We start from the raw sequence: 18605 nt of genomic DNA, 5'->3' as shown, positions 1-18605 counted from the left end.
ATTATCTTCTGTGCATCAATTTTTGATAATGATAATTATTATTAGTAATTACAGTTTACACTAATTGATACCCGTTCTCAATTAAATATTCAAGATAATGTACAAATTTAACAACTTATACCCACTTATTGCAATAAATCAAAGATGCCTGCCCACTTTCGCGGCAGACATCTCCATTTATCTTATCAAGCTTTGCTAGATTTTTTCTACTATCTTTAATCTAATCATTACATAAATTAAATACGGAATTCCGATAATTGCAAATAGATAACCTAGTGGAAACTGTGACGGAGAAATAATAATACGACTAATGATATCCACGATAACTACAAGGATTGCTCCTACGAGCGCCGACACTGGTAGCAACATTCTTTTACTCGAACCTACTAATCCTCTAGCAATATGCGGGCCGAGCAAACCAACAAATCCAATACCTCCACCTATCGCAACACATGCTCCAGCTATCCCTGCCGCTGCTAGGTATAGTAACAAATTCTCTCTAATGATATTACTTCTATCATCACTTTTTGCTCGATCATACGCTGCTGGTTTATTCATTTTCCAAGCCCCAACTATTACAATTGGCAATAAAATAATGAAACACAGCAGTAAAGCGAATACTATATTCCAGTCGTAATTATATCTACTCCCTATCAGCCATGTCTCTATGTATTGAAAGTCTTCATAACTTACAACGAATTTAAGCGAGAGCATTGCAACATAAACAGTTATGGTTATTAAAATCCCTGTTAACAGTATGCGTGTTTTTGACAATACAACCTTTTGTCTGTATAAAAACAAGTAAACCAACAATGCCGTTAACACGGCCCCTCCAACCCCTACGATTGGAAGTAAGTAATTTACTATATCATATTGCTCAGAAAACAATGATTTAGAGATACCTAACCATCTAAGAAATACAATAAATGATAGATTAAACATTGAAGGAATGAGTATAACAAATAACATTATAAATAGACCTGCGCCAGCTTGGATACCCATAATACCGGGGTCTGTCAGCTTGTTGCGTGTTAACCCTTGCATAATAGCGCCTGATACTGCAAGGCCAATACCGATAAGTAAATGAACAATAAGCCCAGGCAGACGTAATTCAACTATGATCTGACGCTCAATTTCGGTACCAGCTCCGAACAAAATAGACAGCGTCTCTCCTAGAGAAGTGCTCATCGCCCCCACACTTATGCTAAGCAACGACAAAACCAATGTTAACAAAAGCACAACACAAAAAATAATCATTGGACGACGTGCACTTGCCCTCCGATTAACTAAAGCAGTCTTTTCAACTTCCATCCTTCGCCTTTTTCCTTTCTTCACTTTCATTTCTACTATGTAGGCGCAAATAAATAAGGCTTTCTCCCCTGTATCAAATACAAGGAATAAAGCCTCTATCCTTTATGTCTCATCCGACTGAAGAGTTGATTCTGCCAAGCTCATCTTCAACAAGAGAAGTAAGCTCATCCTCATATCCGCCAGTAATTCGATACTTGCGGATATATTCCTTCACAAATTTACGCGGGTCCTTGGGCTGGAAAATTCTCGTTAGTTCTTTCAGGCTTTCCTTGACTTCATTCTGGCTATGTTTCGCCATGAAATCCCCTCCCTTATACGATGGATGGTCGTCCTAAACAGTAATATCCGAGAACGTATGCGGCTCTTACACCACATGAACCCACTTGGTGTAGGCAACTCCAAAGCCAATGAGTCACAATGTTTTCATTTTTCTTACTATTATAACAGTTTACCAACAATTATGAAAGTGAACAATTATTTAATCCCTAGGGGGCTCGTCCTCAGAAGAGATCTCATCACCATCATTGGCAACATTCTTATTCGCCAAATTAAACGAAGGAGGTGTGACATCCGCCCTTGAATGGGTAGTTCTAGTCAGCTTTTCCTTACGAAATAAACGTAAATATGCAAGTACCCCAATAATAGCTACTACGATTCCGAAACCTAACAATAATTTTGTTGCCCATTCTGAAGCCATGCCCTCACCTCCTTTCATCTAACCCATTTATCGGAAAACGGAGTACAACAATAAATGCGTCATTAGAATCATTTAAACTTCCATATATTAGTTAATAGTATATCGAAAGCAATTGGCTCAAGCAACTAGGCTACAACAATCGATAAGAGCCGCTTCCCCACGCTAATAGCTTACCCTCTTCATCCTTTACTTGTGCAAGAAGTGTAAGTGTCCGTCCAGTACGGTGCATTAGCTCCGATTCACAAAGAAGAAGTCCTCCCTTACTGTTAGCCAGAAAGTGCGTATTCATCGTTGCTGTCACTGCTTTGCTATCTGCTTCCGCCAGCATAACAATTAGTCCCATTGCATTGTCCATAAGCGACATCAACACTCCGCCATGAACAATATCTAGCAAATTAAGATGTTGCTGAGTAACGTCGAGACAGATTGCTGCTTTATGACCATCAGCATGCACGACTTCACAACCGAGCAAACCCCAGAACGTCTTCTGTGCACGCTCCGCTAGACGAGTCAATTGACCTGCACTATCTGCTTGCTGCAGAAACCACTTCTCATCCATTAGGGTTCACTCCTTCTGCTCCGAAGAGATCTCGTCATGCCCGAGGTCTTCTTCTGCAAGCTTACGCCTGAGTACCTTACCTACCATTGTTTTTGGAAGCGTTTCCCTAAACGCATAATACTGCGGTACTTTGTAAGAAGCTAGCCGATCTCTACACCAACGATCAAGCTGACTGCATGATACTTGCCAACCCTCTTTTAACACAATATATGCTTTTACCGTCTCCCCCCGGTATTCGTCCTTTATGCCAAGCACCGACGCTTCACGAACAGCAGGATGCTCAAACAACACTTCCTCTATCTCGCGAGGATAGACGTTAAAGCCGCTTGCAATAATAACATCCTTTTTCCGATCCATAATCGTAAAAAATCCATCTTCATCCATCGTGGCAAGGTCTCCTGTGTAGAGCCAGCCGTCTTTCAAGGTCTGAGCAGTTTCCTCAGGTCTATTCCAATATCCTTTCATCACTTGCGGTCCTCGAATAACGAGCTCACCTAACTCACCAATCGGCAAATGTTCACCTGTTTCAGGATCAACGATAGCAGCATCTGTATCGGGAAAAGGAACTCCCACAGTTCCAATCTTACGCAGACCCCAAATTGGATTAGCATGTGAAACGGGGGAAGACTCCGTCAAACCAAAACCTTCAATTAGCCTTCCTCCTGTCAACGCTTCAAACTTCTCTTGAACTTCAAGTGGTAATGCAGCTGAACCACTAATACAAACATTTATAGAAGATAAATCAGATTTTGTAACATTAGCATGGTTAATGAGTGCGACATACATCGTAGGAGCACCTGGGAATATTGTTGGCTTCTGATCATTAATGGTGTTCAGAACCGTATCTGTTTCGAATCGAGGAAGTAGGATGAGTGTGCCCGCACATGATACTGACATATTTAATAATACGGTAAGCCCGAATACATGAAACAGTGGTAGTGCAGCTAGAAACCGTTCCTTTCCGTCTTCAGCTTTATAGCACCAAGTAGAAGTTTGTATCGTGTTAGAAACTAAGTTGCCATGTGTCAGCATGACTCCTTTCGGTGTTCCGGTCGTACCTCCGGTATATTGAAGAGCCGCAATATCATCACCGCTCGCAAGCCTTGGAAGCTCAACGTCTGGAGCTTTCCCAGTCAGGAGCTTACGATATGCAAACACACCAAGCCTACCGTAAGGAATGTTTGCACGAAATCCTTCCTTCCGTTGCTTAATCGGATACAACATACTTTTCGGGAATGGTAAGCCATCTTTTATAGAAGTAATAATGACATGTTTGAGGGTAGGAATTGGCCCTTCAAGTGGCTTCTCACCTCGAACACGAGCAACGCGGGCATACAACATATCTAGCGTAAGGATAGCGACTGCGCCACTATCCTTTATTTGATGTTCAAGCTCCCGCTCTACATACAGCGGATTGGTTTGCACAACAATTGCTCCTGCAAGCAGGACGCCATAATAGGAAACAACTGCTTGAGGGCAATTCGGCAACATAATAGCTACACGATCCCCTTTTACCACCCCAAGCGCAACAAGCTCGCTAGCCAGCCTAACCGCTTTAGTGTGTAGTTCTCGATACGTAATTGTTTTCCCTAGAAAATAGATCGCATCATTGTTCGGATAATGATTAACGGCATGAATGAGGAATTGAGCAATGCTATAATTCGGGTACGTAAGGGATGCAGGAACTTCCTCTGGGTAATGACGGAGCCAAGGACGATGAGACGGTACTTGCTCGTTATAGGGATGTACTTCATCTGACTGTGACAGCACATCCTCTTCGCTACCCTCTTCAACATCTGACTCTTCCGCTGCCAATGCGTGTGACTCTGACTCCGTTTCATCCTCCGACTCTTGTGTCTCCTCATCTTGAGACTGAAAGCCTACTGTGTCTTCCGATCTTTCCGATTCAGCAGACTCTAAGTCCGGATCAGTTGCTTTCTCCTGAGCTTGCGATTGTTCGGGCAAAAAAGGGTCTTCAGGTCTAAGTGGTTCCATTCTAGATCTCCCCCTCTACACGACATAATGCTCACTTCGAATAACTCGTGCCGCTATTACACGCCGAAGCGCTATCGTATCTGAGAGCGGAGCTCTCATTAGCTTCTTCAGCACAGACAACTGCATCTGCAAACCGTCTCCCCGCTCCAGGGCAGCCAGGGCAGTTTTGGCAAGGCATTCTACTTTCTCCATCGCTTCTTGAACGAACACTTCTGTCATCGCTGCCGCATGTTCGGCTTGTTCTGTTATCGTTCCTCCGCTTCTGCTCAGCATCTTTTGTGTGCGCAGTATCGCGCTTTCCATCGCGAATGTCTGTATCATTAAGTCCGCTAATATGCAAAGCACCTCCTGCTCCTGTTCAAGCCGCAAACCTAGCTTTTGTACAGCTAGACCGCCAATCGCGAGAAATGTCTTTTTCGCTTGACCAAGACGATAGGCCTCCTTGCTAAGCAGCTTCGTGAACGGTGGCAAAGGCATCGGCTGCATGAGTTCCCCCTGCAACGCTTGAGCTTTTTGTATCAATGGTATTTCACCCTTGAGCGCTCTTTTAATTAGCGTGCCAGGTATGAGCATTCGGTTAATTTCATTTGTCCCTTCAAAAATGCGATTAATCCGTGAATCGCGATAAATTCGTTCTACTTTATAATCACGAATATAGCCATATCCACCATGAATTTGCACCCCTTCGTCGATGACGAAGTCGAGTGCTTCTGAAGCAAATACTTTTACGATGGAACATTCTAGTGCATATTCACTTATCGCTTTAGCAGCACGCACCCCTGCATCAACAGCAGCTTGACGCTCATCCGAACCCTGCTTTCCTGTATTACTAGCTTCCGACTCTGCATCAGAATCACGTAGCATCCCATCGATCCAGCCCGCTGTTCGATAAACCATACTTTCAAGGACAAATGTACGTATATTCATATCTGCAAGTTTAGCGCCAATAAGCGGATAGGAAGAAATGACACGCCCAAATTGCTTACGAGTGTTAGCGTAGCTCGATGCAAGTTCAATCGTTTCTTTTGCCGAGCCCAGACATGCAGCACCAAGTTTGAATCGTCCAATATTAAGAATGTTAAAAGCGATGTGATGTCCCTTGCCTACCTCGCCGAGCACGTTCTGCACAGGAACTGCTACATCCTCGAAAAACAGCGGACATGTTGATGATCCTTTAATGCCCATCTTATGTTCTTCTGGTCCAACGCTAAGACCATCCATATCCCGTTCAACGATAAAAGCTGTAAAATGCTCGCCATCCACTTTCGCATATACGATAAATATGTCTGCAAAGCCAGCATTCGTAATATATAACTTTGATCCATTCAATAGATAATGTTGCCCGTCTTCAGCTAACTTCGCCGTCGTTCGAGCACCAAGTGCATCTGAACCGGATGCAGGCTCCGTTAGGCAATAAGCTGCGATTTTGGCACCTGATGCTAGATCAGGCAAATAGTTGTTTTTTTGCTCTGGAGTACCAAAAAAAACGATCGGTAAAGTACCTATTCCCGTATGCGCACCAACCGAAAGTGCAAATGACGATGCTCGCGCGAGTGTCTCTGCAAGTAAAGTAGTGCTCACCTTATCTAGACCAATACCGCCATATTGCTCTGGTACATCGGCACCAAGCAATCCTAACTCTCCCGCTTTCCGCATCAGCTCCACTGTCAGCTCATAATTAAGAGCCTCAATCTCCACATCCCGAGGCAATAGCTCAGCCTCTATGAATTGCTCTGCTGCCTGCCCAATCATCCGCTGCTCTTCTGTGAAATCCTCTGGAGTTGCGACCGATTCCGGCTTGCTGTCCTCCACGACAAATCGGCCGCCAAAACGTACCGTTCCCGTCACAACGCAGCCCTCCCTATAGTTCAGAGTGTACTTTTAACTCTCCAAATTTGAATAAACCTCCAGCACCCCTGCCGCTCCCATACCACCACCTATACACATTGTAACTACACCAATACCGCCGCCTCTTCGCCCAAGCTCATGAATTAGCGTTACCGACAGCTTCGCTCCCGTACAGCCAAGCGGATGACCAAGCGCAATGGCCCCGCCATTCACATTCACTCGTTCCGGATCAAGCTCAAGCTCCCTAATAATCGGCACACATTGTGCAGCGAAAGCTTCATTTAACTCGAACAAATCAACTTGTTCCTTCGAAATACCCGCTCGCTTAAGCGCCTTCGGAATTGCTTCAATCGGGCCAATCCCCATCACTTCGGGAGCTACTCCCGCTACACTGAAACTTCTAAATACAGCAAGCGGGCGCAGTCCAAGCTCCTCTGCACGCTCCCGACTCATCATAATAACGACTGCTGCTCCATCACTCATCTGCGACGAATTTCCTGCCGTAACCGTACCATCTCTTGCAAAAGAAGGCTTAAGCGGCGCAAGTGTCCTCGTCGTTGTTTCTGGTCGAACCCCTTCATCGATACTGAAGGTGAACGTCTTCTCCCACGGACGACCGCTTTCATCCGTTCCTGAGCTTCTAGCTCTGATCGGAACAATTTCCGCTTGGAACAAACCTGCCGCAATCGCAGTAGCCGCTTTCTGGTGACTTGCGGCAGCGAAAGCGTCTTGCTCCTCACGTGTGACACCGTATCTACGTGCCACTTCTTCCGCTGTATGCCCCATTCCCATATAAACTTCCGGCATTGCTTCTACGATGCCGGGATGGGGCGATAGTCGAAACCCTGTCATCGGTACATGGCTCATGCTCTCAACACCGCCAGCTGCAACAACATCTGCTTCACCAAGGCGAATGCGCTCCGCCCCATAAGCTATCGATTGTAAGCCCGATGCGCAGAATCGATTAATCGTCACAGCAGGCGTCGTTACAGGCAATCCTGCATAGAGCGAAATAATGCGTGCAACATTAAGCCCTTGTTCACCTTCTGGCATAGCACAGCCAAACAGGACATCTTCGATCAACTCGGGAGGAAGCTTTGGCACTCTTTCGAGTGCTCCTTGTAATACCGCCTTTCCAAGATCTTCTGCCCTAGTTTCCGCTAAGCTTCCCCTTGAAGCTTTGCCGACCGCCGTTCGTACAGCCGCAACAATAACTGCGTCACGCTCATGATTAGCGAAAGGTGCTGCTTGTTTAGTCATCGTCCTCCCCCTTTCAATTGCGTAGCGGCTTGCCCTTGGCAAGCATATGACTCATCCGCTCCTGCGTTTTACGTTCACCACATAAACTAAGGAATGCTTCACATTCCAAATCAAGCAAATATTGCTCACTTACTTCCGAACCTGGACGGATATCACCGCCCGCAAGGACATGTGCAAGTTTACCGCCTATTAATGCATCATGTTCACTAATCGTTCCACCTAGTTGCATGGCCTGCACAGCAAGCTTTAGCACTGCTTTCCCTTCACTACCTGCAACACGAATACGTTCTTCTGCTGGTGCAATGTAGCCCGCACGATCGAGCTCCAGCACCGCCCTCTTCGCTTCAGCGATACGTGAATTTTGCCGCATAATGACACGATCTTGTGGTCTCAGTAGCCCCTGTCTGAGCGCTTCATGACCGCTAGATGATGCTTTGGCAAGCGCAATCGTCTCGAATAGTTCATTCAGTGGCGGTTGCAGATCACCTCTTGCAGACCCATTCCCCCCTCTGCCTACTCCTACTCCCGTTCCAGCCCTGACAGCAGCTAATGCCGCAGCTTCCTTGCAGCCCCCGCCCGCAGGAATTAGACCAACTCCTGTTTCTACTAATCCGAAGTATGTCTCCGGTGACAAAATAATAAGGTCTGCCGGTAGACAAGCTTCCACTCCCCCACCAAGTGTCATTCGATGAGGTGCCGCAACGACAGGTCGATCAAGACGCTTAAGTCTTAACATACTATCTTGGAAAAACCGGATAATTTCTTCAACCTCTTCCCACTCGCCATTCTGAGCTTCCATAAGAAGCAACATTAGGTTTGCTCCAACGCAGAAATTGCGTCCTTCGTTAGCGAGTACAAGTCCCCTCCAATTACGGGACACTTCTTGGACAGATTGGCGAATCGCAGACAAGATTTCTCCACCAATCGCATTACTTTGCGAATGGAATTCCAGACAGACGATATCATCTCCTATGTCGATCAAGCTGGCTCCTTGAGTGGATAGTACCGTACGACCTGATCCCTTAAGTGTAGCAAGAGAAATAAAGTCGTCCTCCTGCTCCTCGGTCGAATATCCTCCTGTTGATGCGTAATATCTTTTTTGCTCAGATTCCAAATAAAAACTTTTATGACCAGCAGCGAGCCAGTTCTCTACCCATTCAGGTATGGCATCGCCCTCCTTCTTCATTCGGGCAACCGTTTCTTCCAAGCCAAGTGCATCCCACAATTCAAATGGTCCAAGATCCCAGTTGAACCCCCATCGCATCGCTCTATCAATGTCAGTAATTGTGTCCGCTACAACACCAACTTGTGCAGCAGAATAAAGTAATGTTTTCTTGAGTGTCGACCATGCGAATTTCCCATGTTTATGATTTGGATTCGTGTTTATTAAAGCTTTAGCTTTGAGCGCAACACCTTTAGCCGCTTTAGCTGCCTCAATAACTGGCGATGACACACGACCTTGATCTCCATATTCGAGCGTATCCAGTCGCAGAGATTGGATAGTGCTTCGTCCATCTTCACCACGAAGCTTCCGATAGAAGCCTGCACCAGACTTCTCGCCTAACCTCTTAAGCGCCACTAATCTTTCCAAAATTTGCGGTCTCGCAAATACAGCTTGCTCCCATTCATCCTCGCTTCGCTCTCGAACATTGTCGACAACGTGCAGCAACGTATCCAAACCGACGAGATCCAGCATACGGAAAGTAGCCGTCTTTGGTCTTCCTAAAGCAGGACCCGTTAATGCATCCGCTTCCTCTACCGTTAATCCGTAGGCAATCGTGTCCTTTAATGTTACTAGCATTCCGAAAGAGCCGATTCGATTGGCGATGAAATTTGGTGTATCGTTCGCCACGACAACACCTTTGCCAAGTCTCTTCTCACAAAGTTCAGTCAGCAGTTTAACAACTTCAACATCGGTATCTGCTGTCGGAACTACCTCTACTAGCCGCATATATCGTGGAGGATTAAAAAAATGTGTTGCGGCAAAATGCCGCCTAAACTCGCTGCTTCTTCCTTCTGCCATTGAAGACACGGATAGTCCAGACGTATTTGTGCTGACTAGTGTCCCCGGACGTCTAGCCGACTCGATTGCCGCAAGTACTTCCCGCTTCACATCCAGCCTTTCAACAACCGCTTCAACAATCCAATCCACATCACCAAGCGCTAACAAATGATCGGACAAATTACCCGGCGTTAACCGCTTCACCCAGCCGGGGTCGTAGAGTTGGGCAGGCTGAGATTTCGGCATTTTGGCAATCGCAGAAGCAGATAACCGATTCCTTACAACAGCATCAGATAACGATAATCCCTTCTTCTCCTCTTCTTCCGTCACACTTTGAGGAACGACATCAAGCAATAACACGTGCATCCCTGCGTTAGCCAAATGAGCGGCGATGCCTGCTCCCATTACACCGGAACCGATAACAGCTGCACTACGTATCGAGCTCGCCTTTTTCTGTTGCGACGCTTGTAGTGACATTTTACAAATACACCTCCCCTTTAATCGTAATCCCTTAAACCGAACTCTCTCTTAGTTCCTAACCCTTTAACCCAAATACACTTTCTGCGAGCATCTCCGCAACATCACGAGCTGTCACAGAATCGTTTTGTGACATCGATTTCAGACCATCCTCCATCATCGTAAGGCAGTAGGGACAAGCAGAACTGATTACACTTGGCTTCACCTCTAGCGCCTGTGCCGTTCTTGCATAATTGATTCGACTGCCTGAATGATCTTCCATCCACATCAGACCGCCACCTGCTCCACAGCACATCCCATTAGCACCTGATCGTTCCATTTCTTCAATGGTCACTCCCGGTATAGCTCTCAGCAAACTTCTAGGCGCCTCATACGTATCGTTGTAACGACCTAAATAACAGGAATCATGTACAGTAACTCGTTCCTCTAGCGCATATTTCGTTCTCAATCTTCCTTCTTGCAACAACCTAGCAAGTAACTCAGTATGATGTTCTACTTTCACTTGAGTAGAAAGACCAAAATCTGGATATTCATTTTTGAATGTATTAAACGTATGCGGGCACGTCGTAACGATATGCTTAACGCCATACCTTTGTAACGTTTCGATGTTTTCCTTGCATAGCTCTTGAAAAAGCAGTTCATTTCCGATTCGCCTTGCAGTATCGCCAGAACTCCGTTCCTCCTGCCCTAACGTTGCGAAGTTAACTCCTGCCCTCATCAGTAATCTGACCACATCGAATAATACACGTCGGCTCCTTGAATCATATGAGCCCATCGACCCTGCCCAAAGCAGTACATCAGGCAACTTCCCGCTTGTTTTGCATTCTTGCATCGTCTTAACCCGAATTCCCGTCTTACTTTCACATTCTTCCATCCAAGCAGCCCTCTCAGCTCTTGGCAGTCCCCATGGATTGCTTTGTCGTTCTATATTTTGCAAAGCCCGCTGTCCGTCGGATGGAAGCTTGCCTTCCATTAATACTAAATACCGACGCATGTCGATAATTTTATCTACATGCTCATTGCCAACCGGACATTGCTCTTCGCAGTTGCGACAAGTCGTACATGCCCATAACTCATCTTCCGTTATTACATCCCTGATTAGTTCAAGATCTTCTACTTTAGAGCCTTCTCTTATGCCCCATGCAGCACCTTGCACAGCCATCGTCGGTGCGATATTCGTCCTATATGACGAATTCCCTTCACCTTCGCCATCATCCCCCCCTTCCCATGTAGGCATTACTGCACCCATAACGTGTGCATATGATACACTGGTTTTCTTTTGCCATAAGCCCGCTGGCATCCATGGAGATTTGGATGTAATCGCTGCTCCTTTCTCTGTCAAATGATCTCTTAGCTTCACAATAAGATGCATAGGGGAAAGCAGTTTGCCTGTACTCGTAGCGGGGCATACATTTGTGCACCGTCCACATTCCACGCACGCATACAGATCAAGATTCTGTTTCTGTGAAAAATGTTCGATCTTCCCCGCGCCAAAAGTTTCTGCTTCTTCATTTTCTAGATCAAGTGGGGTGAGTCTTCCATGAGGTGAATTACGCCGAAACCACAAATTGACGGGCGCAGTTATTAAGTGAAAATGTTTGGACTGCGGCACGTACACAAGAAAACCTAACAAAACAAGCAGATGAAGCCACCAAAAAACTTCAAAGCCAACATGTGCTAGCTGACTTTGCGCCTCAACACCTGCGATGTTTAATAATTGAGACAACGGTTCGCTGATTGGTGCAAATATAGTATCCAAAGCTGCCTCTTTGCCTTCAGTTAATCTCTCGAACGCTAGCGTAAACATAATCGTCAACATGAGAGAACCAATAAACCAAAGTACAAGTGATGGCTTCCATCCTCTTTTTAATCTCGACAACTTTTCTCCATACCTGCGATAAGCGCCGTATAGTACAGCTGCAAATACAAGTCCAGTCGTTATCTCCTGCGACAAAGAGAACTGAGGATACAGAGGGATAGGTAACCTCTTCCCCCCACTGAGCCCCTTCCAAATAAGATCGATAGCACCGAATTGCAACATAATAAATCCGTAAAAATAAATGAGATGCATGAACCCGCTTCTAAGATCATTCAGCAGCCTGCGATGACCAAACATCTCTCCCCCGAACCCATCCTTCCTCTTCGGTTTATACCGGACAAATTCACTTGGCACTCCTAACTTCATATAACCGATTCTTCGCCATATAACGATTGCAAACATCCACACGGCAAACCCAACAAGTGCAAGGAATACTCCCCACCTCACCCAGAAAACAGGAGTTAAAACAGTTACACTTGTTATCATTGTGGCAGTAAGGTGGAGCCCCTCATAAATTGCTAAGTCATCATTTAGTGCAAAATAGACTGCCGCCTTTATCCATTCCATTCGCACAGCCCTCCCCATCTAACATATGGCTGGAACTGTCCAAGCTGTTTTCCTTTCGCAATATTTCAGGGCTAGTGTTAAACCGTTTACAATTGCAACCATAATGGTTCAAGTATATGAATGGGGTCTCCCGATCATGATTCACCAATAGCTGAAAATGGTGGAAATCGGAATGATTTGTATGATGTATAGGAAAATAGTCTGAAAATTCCAATTTTTGATGTGATTACTAATGTAATCTGCTATAGTAATTTAGTAGAAGGAAGTAAGCACAGTTAACAGAACGCTGGCCAGCTTTCACATCTTTTGAGACTCCTTCTCCTAGTCTCTCAAATAGAAAGGATGGATGTTAATGAAAGCGAAAAGGTTATCGATATTACTATTAACTGCTGTAATGCTCTTCATATTTGCTACCTCTGCAAGCGCTACCACTAATTTGAACCAAACAGATACTCGTACCGGCCAAGGATCTCTAAAAGTTTCTGGATATGTATATGTTAATGGAGGCGGAGGGGTAGTCATTGCAAAAGTTTACCGAACAGTAAACGGCGTGGAGGAGTATGTGAAAATGGGATCGCGTGTACTCAGCCCACCTAGCAGCGGCTCCGGCACAGTTAGTTTCGACTTCACTATAACTGGATTGCCACAGGATACTTACAAAATTAAATACTCCTACGGTGGCAATCTTTCATCACTCACAATCAACAGCTATTTTATTTAATTTCAATACACTCAAGTTCTGCTGCCGCCTTTGTCGATTATTGACGCTGGCGGTTTTTTTTTTGCATAGAAAAACGATAAGAGAACTACATGTTTGTGTGCCCTCATAGCGTGCAGACTTTGAACATATAAATCATATAGGTGGATACTCCAACTGAATTTTTAATGGAGGGGACAATATGAAACGAATTGTAGTGCTTCTAAAAAGGACATTTGATACAGAGGAAAAAGTTATCGTTACATCTCAAGGAGTCGATGAAAAAGAGGCCAAATTTGTCATCAATCCTTATGATGAATATGCACTTGAAGAAGCATTACGTCTGAAGGAGAAACATGGCGGCGAAGTTATCGTCTTAACTTGTGGTAAGGAAGGTTCCCAGGAGACGATACGGACTGCACTTGCCATTGGTGCTGATGAAGCAATCCACATCGACGCTGAGGGTCTTCCCGATGATGGTTTCTCTATAGCTGCAGCACTTGCAGCAGTCATTGCTCCACTTTCACCAGACCTATTGCTCGCTGGGTTGTTCGCAATAGATACAGGCTCGGGAAGTGTTGCATTGCAAATTGCCGAACGACTCGGCCTGCCCCATGCTTCAGCAGCTTTGAAAATTACTATAGCTCAGCCGAAAGAGCTCGGCATTGAAACAGCCTCCGGAGTTTCCCTCTTCGCTTTAGTTGAACATGATATCGAAGGAGATTCTGAACAAATTGCGATTCCACTCCCTGCCCTCATAACAGCCCAACAGGGACTTAACGAACCTCGTTATCCTTCATTACCAGGAATTATGAAAGCTAAGCGAAAGCCACTTCGTACAGTAACGTTGCAAGAACTCAACCTTGTGTCCAGCAACCTTGCGGATATAACGACTGCTCGTACAGAAAGAGTCGAACTATTCCCTCCCCCACCTCGTGGAGTTGGCAAACAACTAAATGGAACACCCAATGAGCAAGCATTAGAACTTGTTAAGCTGCTTCAGACAGAAGCTAAAGTTCTATAGTCGTTAACTTACTGTGACGACATTAGCAGAGAAATAAATGATCACAAAGCACTATCGAACTTATTTGACGCGCCGAGCCTCTTAGAGTACCCAAACCATACACGTGTGAGGCATCATACTCTGCAGAGCAATGCTTAGTATGTTTGAAGGTGGAAGTAAAGTAACAACTGAAGAGGGGAGCTATATCGTATGAGCAAAACGATACTCGTTTTTGCTGAGCGCCGAGAAGGTGCTCTTCGCCGAGTGGCGCTCGAAGCGCTCGGCGCAGCTAAGCGGCTGGCAGGCAAGGACGGCACTGTCCACGCCGTCCTTGCCTGCTTCGGCGGCGCAGCTGATTCCGCCGCCGAGCTGATTGCGCGAGGAGCGGACGTCGTCCATATCGCCGACGATCCATCCCTCGAACACTATGTGCCCGAGGCGTATATCGCCGTTTTGGGCGCAGCAATGTCAGCGGTTCGGCCGGATGCGCTACTGCTCGGCCATACCGCATCGGGGCGCGAGCTCGCGCCCCGTGTGGCCGTAGCCCATAGCGCCGGCCACATTGCTGACGTCACTGCCATCGAAGTAGCTGGTGATGGCAGTGACGTCGCATTTGTTCGTCCGCTCTACGCCGGCAAGGCGTTCGAGCGGCGCAGCTTCCTTCCGGGCCACCCGTGGGTTATAACGGTGCGCCCGAATAATTTGCCGCCAGCGGAGCTATGCGACTCTGGCGAACGCGGCGGCTCAGTCGCCGTGCTCGCCTATACGGCGCCGCCGCTTCTTACAGCGGTGCGCGGAATTGTCCGTCGCACCCGCGGACAGCTTGATCTTGCGGAAGCCGATGTCATCGTGTCCGGCGGCAGAGGTGTTCGCAGCGCGGCGGGCTTTGAGCCACTCCATGAGCTAGCCGCTGCATTTGGTGGTACAGTTGGCGCTTCGCGCGCCGCTTGCGATGCTGGTTATTGCGATTATGCGCTCCAAATCGGGCAGACTGGCAAAGTCGTAACCCCACAACTATATATCGCTTGTGGAATTAGCGGTGCCATTCAGCATCTAGCTGGGATGAGTCAATCTCGCACGATAGTAGCAATCAATAAAGATTCCGATGCTCCCATATTCGGAATTGCAGACTATGGTATCGTTGGAGATCTATTCGAAATAGTCCCTTTACTTAAAGCAGAAGTGCTACGCACCAAAGTAACAGGATGACGCTACTTGCTGTTTTCAACTAACTAGGTTACTTATAATTAGGCTATTTTTAACTAGAATTAGCAATTACCTGTTACTGTAGATGAGGATATTCATTCGATTAGCACTAATAATAAGACTATATTTCCGCATATTACTCTAACTTAGGATCAACTTTAGCACGTTTCAACACACTTTTCTCTTAACACTCAAGAACCAAAACACAAACTGTGCTGTGGAGCGCTGCAAGGGTATTTTTTAACCTTGCAGCGCTTTTTCCGGCACCGCGCCCGGAAGTGCCAAGAGATACTATAAAACTAACTAAAACAAGCCCCCATCTAACGCAAAGGCGTAGTAGGGGGCTTGTTTATACTTTAGTATTCGACCTTACAAAACTGATGCTGTCGGCAAATAGCTAGACATTCTTTAATGCGAACTCCGGTCGCACAATTTCATGAATGCAATCCGGCGCTTCATATCGTTCGTCATTAACCGCATTCGTCACGGGATAGGATCGCATCAAGTAACTCTCCATCGCCTCAAGATGTTTTCGCAACTTACTAAACTCCTTGATCGTTGGGTCCATCCAATCTTCGATACCCTCTTCATCCAAAATAACTGGGACATGCGACTGCCAAACGGACATTGTACCCGTGGTTGCTGCAGTCAGCATCGTGAAGGCACACACCTCTTTGCCATTTACATGCCGCCAGCGGTCAAAAATACCTGCAACCCCAAAGAGCGGCTGACTAGGTACAACCGTATGCATCGCTCGTGCATCTCGTTCATGTCTAAATTGCTTTTGCCCATAGAATCCACTGCACGGAATAACACATCTCTGACTGCTAAGCATCCGATGCAAATATGGCTTGTCGGTTAACATCTCTTGATCCGCATTAATAGAATCCTTTGCCCAAAAGGGGAAAAGTCCCCATCTAGCTTCTTGCAACACTTTTACATTATGCCTATCGTTCATGACGATAGATACCGTTTGGGTAGGTGCTACATTAAACCGACTCGTAATTCCTTGTATAATTTCACTTACCCCAAACCTCTTTACCACTTCACCTATCTCCGCCGTCAACGAAAACCGTTCAATCATCGCAAGTCACTCCTTCACTTTAGGTTGCGTGTTGAATTCAGTTTCTGTTGTAAGATGGAAAATTATGCATGCAATAAAAAGATTGGTTTACGGAGGCAATTAATTACCTTCGTAAACCAATAAGTTATCTACTTTAGTCTATTAGCTACCCACAACGGCCAACACATCGTCTACTTTAGACATCATGCTATCTTTATTGACGAACAGGTTGTTACTTAGCTTTATTAATTAACTAGCTATCTACATAGACAAGCTAGTTGTCTACACTAGCTATCCATTGCTCAACATTAACTAATTGCCTTCATTAACCTTCTACGTTGTAAAACGTTTCCGAAATTTAAGTGGAGGCATACCCGTATGGGCAGCAAATAGTCTAGAGAAATGTGGCGTTTGTCTAAAGCCAGTCTCTTCCGCAATCTTAGCAATCGTCCAATCCGTCTTGATAAGAAGCAACTTTGCCTGATCAAGACGATAATAAAGTAAATACTGCTGAGGAGTACAACCAAATACTTCTGTCATGCAGCGAGTAATATAGTTTGTGTGCAATCCCAATACTTCACTTAGCATCGTATTGCTTATTGGCGTTTGATAATTAAGTTTCAAATATGCCGCCGCTCGCTCCGCGATAGATACTGCAGCACTGGCAGCATCTGAACGCCAGCCTTCATCGAGCATCTGCAACAGATGCAGGAAACGTTGTTGTCGATCCCAAAACGCGCCATGCGACGAGTTTTTGGCAGCCTCATGCAACTGTGCAAATATGAGCTTGGCCTCATTGGGATAAGACAACTTCATCTTTTTGGGAAGGCGAATCGCATATGTATAGTAATCGCCTCGCAGCGTACCCTGCTGGTTATTCTCTGTCTCTTCCCATGCTCCGACCGTCTGAAAATGTACCCAGTCGAACACCGTTTCCTCTGTACACGGTTGAAACGAGTAATGCCAACGGTCAGGCCTCAAAATGAGTACATCTCCTGGCGTTAACGTCCATTTGTAATCTTCTTCCGCTACATACAGCGTACCTTCGTTCACGAATAATAAATCAAATACGCCTAAATTTGTTCGGTTGGGATGTTCTTCCCCAGGGCGATAAGTAATTCGATTCGATTCCACAAAAAAAGGCAACGGCGGCGAGCGAAATGTGAGCAATAAATCGTCTGACAAGCTGATCTCTCCTCAAGCTTAGCTTCCTTAGCTTTTCTTATGAATATTGCCATGTTACTTGATTATCCGTTCATTTGTCCATACCAAAAAACCCCGCCGTCCCATATAGGAAGCGATGCGAGGTTATGTATATCCATATTTGAGCAATTGAACGAACATAATTTTACTGATGCTAACTATACTAAACATCCACAATTTACATAATCAACTTTAGTCCACTCGTTCCATCGGCTCTCTTTGACGACGCCGGAAGCAAACTTTTGACCAGTCGCATATAATCAAGTGATTGTTTCCACGACTCCATATCTGGTCTCCACATATACCGTTTACCACTAATCAATGATAAAGCCTCAATTCGCTCAGGCAACCGCTTGAATGCGCTCATTCCGAATGCTGTAGTCATATGTTTATACAACTCTAACGACTCGGGAGTCTCATCCACAATAAATTTTTGAACGATGTATTCACCTTGAATGTGATCATCAAGTGTTGCTACAACATGAAGATTTTGTGCCAGCTCCATACCCAATTCTTCTATATGTATTGTAGATGGCTCGAATAACATTATCGGCTTACTTGCGACGTGATGAGTTAGAAAGGACAGCAGATGAGCGTTCACCGTATGTCTTACTTGCAAAAAATGCTCATTGGAATGAAATTTATAATGGCGATTCGTCCACCAACGATTATTGGCTTTCTCTAACGTTTCCGCTAGGCTCTTACCTGATGTAGATGTCAAAACATCATTCACACAATGACAAGCAGCGAAATGAACGAGTTCTTTCCAATGAAGAGAACGTTTCCCTCCACTTTCATTCGATGGCTTGTTATTGCACTCTACACCACGCAAAATCTGTTCTATTTTATAATCGTCAATACGAATTAGTGCTGGCATTGGCTCTAACATGCCTTCTGT

15 protein-coding genes are annotated in these 18605 nt (G+C 45.6%); 3 read left to right on the top strand and 12 right to left on the bottom strand.

Annotated elements, in window-relative coordinates; translation table 11 throughout:
* Positions 1–195: 195 nt before the first annotated feature.
* From I6N90_RS13000 to I6N90_RS12960, 9 genes are all read right to left on the bottom strand, one after another.
* On the bottom strand, positions 196–1311 hold the full coding sequence (locus I6N90_RS13000) for a FecCD family ABC transporter permease (protein WP_232242970.1): 1116 nt from the start codon (positions 1309–1311) through the stop codon (positions 196–198).
* 109 nt (positions 1312–1420) lie between these two features.
* Positions 1421–1609 carry a hypothetical protein gene (locus tag I6N90_RS12995; protein ID WP_197936044.1) on the bottom strand — a complete coding sequence of 63 codons (189 nt, stop codon included), beginning with the start codon at positions 1607–1609 and terminating at the stop codon, positions 1421–1423.
* Positions 1610–1789: 180 nt separating this feature from the next.
* The gene (locus I6N90_RS12990) at positions 1790–2008 is read right to left on the bottom strand and encodes a hypothetical protein (protein WP_197936043.1); all 219 of its coding nucleotides are present in this window, start codon (positions 2006–2008) and stop codon (positions 1790–1792) included.
* A 130-nt stretch (positions 2009–2138) separates the two neighbouring features.
* Positions 2139–2567 carry a PaaI family thioesterase gene (locus tag I6N90_RS12985; RefSeq protein WP_197936042.1) on the bottom strand — a complete coding sequence of 143 codons (429 nt, stop codon included), beginning with the start codon at positions 2565–2567 and terminating at the stop codon, positions 2139–2141.
* A gap of 6 nt (positions 2568–2573) precedes the next feature.
* Entirely contained in the window at positions 2574–4562 is a 1989-nt protein-coding gene (locus I6N90_RS12980) for a long-chain-fatty-acid--CoA ligase (RefSeq protein WP_197936041.1), read from the bottom strand.
* A 15-nt stretch (positions 4563–4577) separates the two neighbouring features.
* Positions 4578–6410 (bottom strand): acyl-CoA dehydrogenase family protein, encoded by a 1833-nt coding sequence (locus tag I6N90_RS12975; protein WP_332262454.1) that lies wholly within the window; start codon positions 6408–6410, stop codon positions 4578–4580.
* A 33-nt stretch (positions 6411–6443) separates the two neighbouring features.
* Entirely contained in the window at positions 6444–7670 is a 1227-nt protein-coding gene (locus I6N90_RS12970; RefSeq protein ID WP_197936040.1) for an acetyl-CoA C-acyltransferase, read from the bottom strand.
* A gap of 13 nt (positions 7671–7683) precedes the next feature.
* The gene (locus I6N90_RS12965; RefSeq protein WP_197936039.1) at positions 7684–10149 is read right to left on the bottom strand and encodes a 3-hydroxyacyl-CoA dehydrogenase/enoyl-CoA hydratase family protein; all 2466 of its coding nucleotides are present in this window, start codon (positions 10147–10149) and stop codon (positions 7684–7686) included.
* Positions 10150–10207: 58 nt separating this feature from the next.
* Positions 10208–12454 carry a (Fe-S)-binding protein gene (locus I6N90_RS12960; RefSeq protein WP_197936585.1) on the bottom strand — a complete coding sequence of 749 codons (2247 nt, stop codon included), beginning with the start codon at positions 12452–12454 and terminating at the stop codon, positions 10208–10210.
* Positions 12455–12887: 433 nt separating this feature from the next.
* Here I6N90_RS12960 and I6N90_RS12955 point away from each other — a divergent pair, with 433 nt between their 5' ends.
* From I6N90_RS12955 to I6N90_RS12945, 3 genes are all read left to right on the top strand, one after another.
* Positions 12888–13256: a hypothetical protein gene (locus I6N90_RS12955; protein ID WP_197936038.1), complete on the top strand. Its 369-nt coding sequence runs from the start codon at positions 12888–12890 to the stop codon at positions 13254–13256.
* A 178-nt stretch (positions 13257–13434) separates the two neighbouring features.
* Positions 13435–14256: an electron transfer flavoprotein subunit beta/FixA family protein gene (locus tag I6N90_RS12950; protein ID WP_197936037.1), complete on the top strand. Its 822-nt coding sequence runs from the start codon at positions 13435–13437 to the stop codon at positions 14254–14256.
* Between the two features lie 189 nt (positions 14257–14445).
* Complete coding sequence (locus I6N90_RS12945) at positions 14446–15444, top strand: electron transfer flavoprotein subunit alpha/FixB family protein (RefSeq protein ID WP_197936036.1); 999 nt, start codon at positions 14446–14448, stop codon at positions 15442–15444.
* 394 nt (positions 15445–15838) lie between these two features.
* Here I6N90_RS12945 and I6N90_RS12940 read toward each other — a convergent pair whose 3' ends face one another.
* The 3 genes from I6N90_RS12940 to I6N90_RS12930 all read right to left on the bottom strand — a co-directional run bounded on the left by I6N90_RS12940 (position 15839) and on the right by I6N90_RS12930 (position 18596).
* Positions 15839–16525, bottom strand: coding sequence for an SOS response-associated peptidase (locus I6N90_RS12940; protein WP_197936035.1), 687 nt, complete (start codon positions 16523–16525; stop codon positions 15839–15841).
* 312 nt (positions 16526–16837) lie between these two features.
* The gene (locus I6N90_RS12935) at positions 16838–17689 is read right to left on the bottom strand and encodes a helix-turn-helix domain-containing protein (RefSeq protein WP_197936034.1); all 852 of its coding nucleotides are present in this window, start codon (positions 17687–17689) and stop codon (positions 16838–16840) included.
* 196 nt (positions 17690–17885) lie between these two features.
* On the bottom strand, positions 17886–18596 hold the full coding sequence (locus tag I6N90_RS12930) for a hypothetical protein (protein ID WP_232242969.1): 711 nt from the start codon (positions 18594–18596) through the stop codon (positions 17886–17888).
* Positions 18597–18605: the final 9 nt, after the last annotated feature.

The sequence above is a fragment of the Paenibacillus sp. GSMTC-2017 genome, from assembly GCF_016019935.1.
Lineage (GTDB): Bacteria > Bacillota > Bacilli > Paenibacillales > Paenibacillaceae > Pristimantibacillus.
Note: the sequence above shows the minus strand (reverse complement) of the source record. Positions and strands in the feature narration are given on the sequence as shown.

Excerpts from the sequence above, each read along its gene's own strand:
- I6N90_RS12995 (WP_197936044.1), bottom strand. The coding sequence starts at position 1,609 with ATGGCGAAACATAGCCAGAATGAAGTCAAGGAAAGCCTGAAAGAACTA.
- I6N90_RS12965 (WP_197936039.1), bottom strand. The coding sequence starts at position 10,149 with ATGTCACTACAAGCGTCGCAACAGAAAAAGGCGAGCTCGATACGTAGT.
- I6N90_RS12950 (WP_197936037.1), top strand. The coding sequence starts at position 13,435 with ATGAAACGAATTGTAGTGCTTCTAAAAAGGACATTTGATACAGAGGAA.
- I6N90_RS12960 (WP_197936585.1), bottom strand. The coding sequence starts at position 12,454 with ATGATAACAAGTGTAACTGTTTTAACTCCTGTTTTCTGGGTGAGGTGG.
- I6N90_RS12990 (WP_197936043.1), bottom strand. The coding sequence starts at position 2,008 with ATGGCTTCAGAATGGGCAACAAAATTATTGTTAGGTTTCGGAATCGTA.
- I6N90_RS12985 (WP_197936042.1), bottom strand. The coding sequence starts at position 2,567 with ATGGATGAGAAGTGGTTTCTGCAGCAAGCAGATAGTGCAGGTCAATTG.
- I6N90_RS12980 (WP_197936041.1), bottom strand. The coding sequence starts at position 4,562 with ATGGAACCACTTAGACCTGAAGACCCTTTTTTGCCCGAACAATCGCAA.
- I6N90_RS12940 (WP_197936035.1), bottom strand. The coding sequence starts at position 16,525 with ATGATTGAACGGTTTTCGTTGACGGCGGAGATAGGTGAAGTGGTAAAG.
- I6N90_RS12945 (WP_197936036.1), top strand. The coding sequence starts at position 14,446 with ATGAGCAAAACGATACTCGTTTTTGCTGAGCGCCGAGAAGGTGCTCTT.
- I6N90_RS13000 (WP_232242970.1), bottom strand. The coding sequence starts at position 1,311 with ATGGAAGTTGAAAAGACTGCTTTAGTTAATCGGAGGGCAAGTGCACGT.
- I6N90_RS12955 (WP_197936038.1), top strand. The coding sequence starts at position 12,888 with ATGAAAGCGAAAAGGTTATCGATATTACTATTAACTGCTGTAATGCTC.
- I6N90_RS12970 (WP_197936040.1), bottom strand. The coding sequence starts at position 7,670 with ATGACTAAACAAGCAGCACCTTTCGCTAATCATGAGCGTGACGCAGTT.
- I6N90_RS12930 (WP_232242969.1), bottom strand. The coding sequence starts at position 18,596 with ATGTTAGAGCCAATGCCAGCACTAATTCGTATTGACGATTATAAAATA.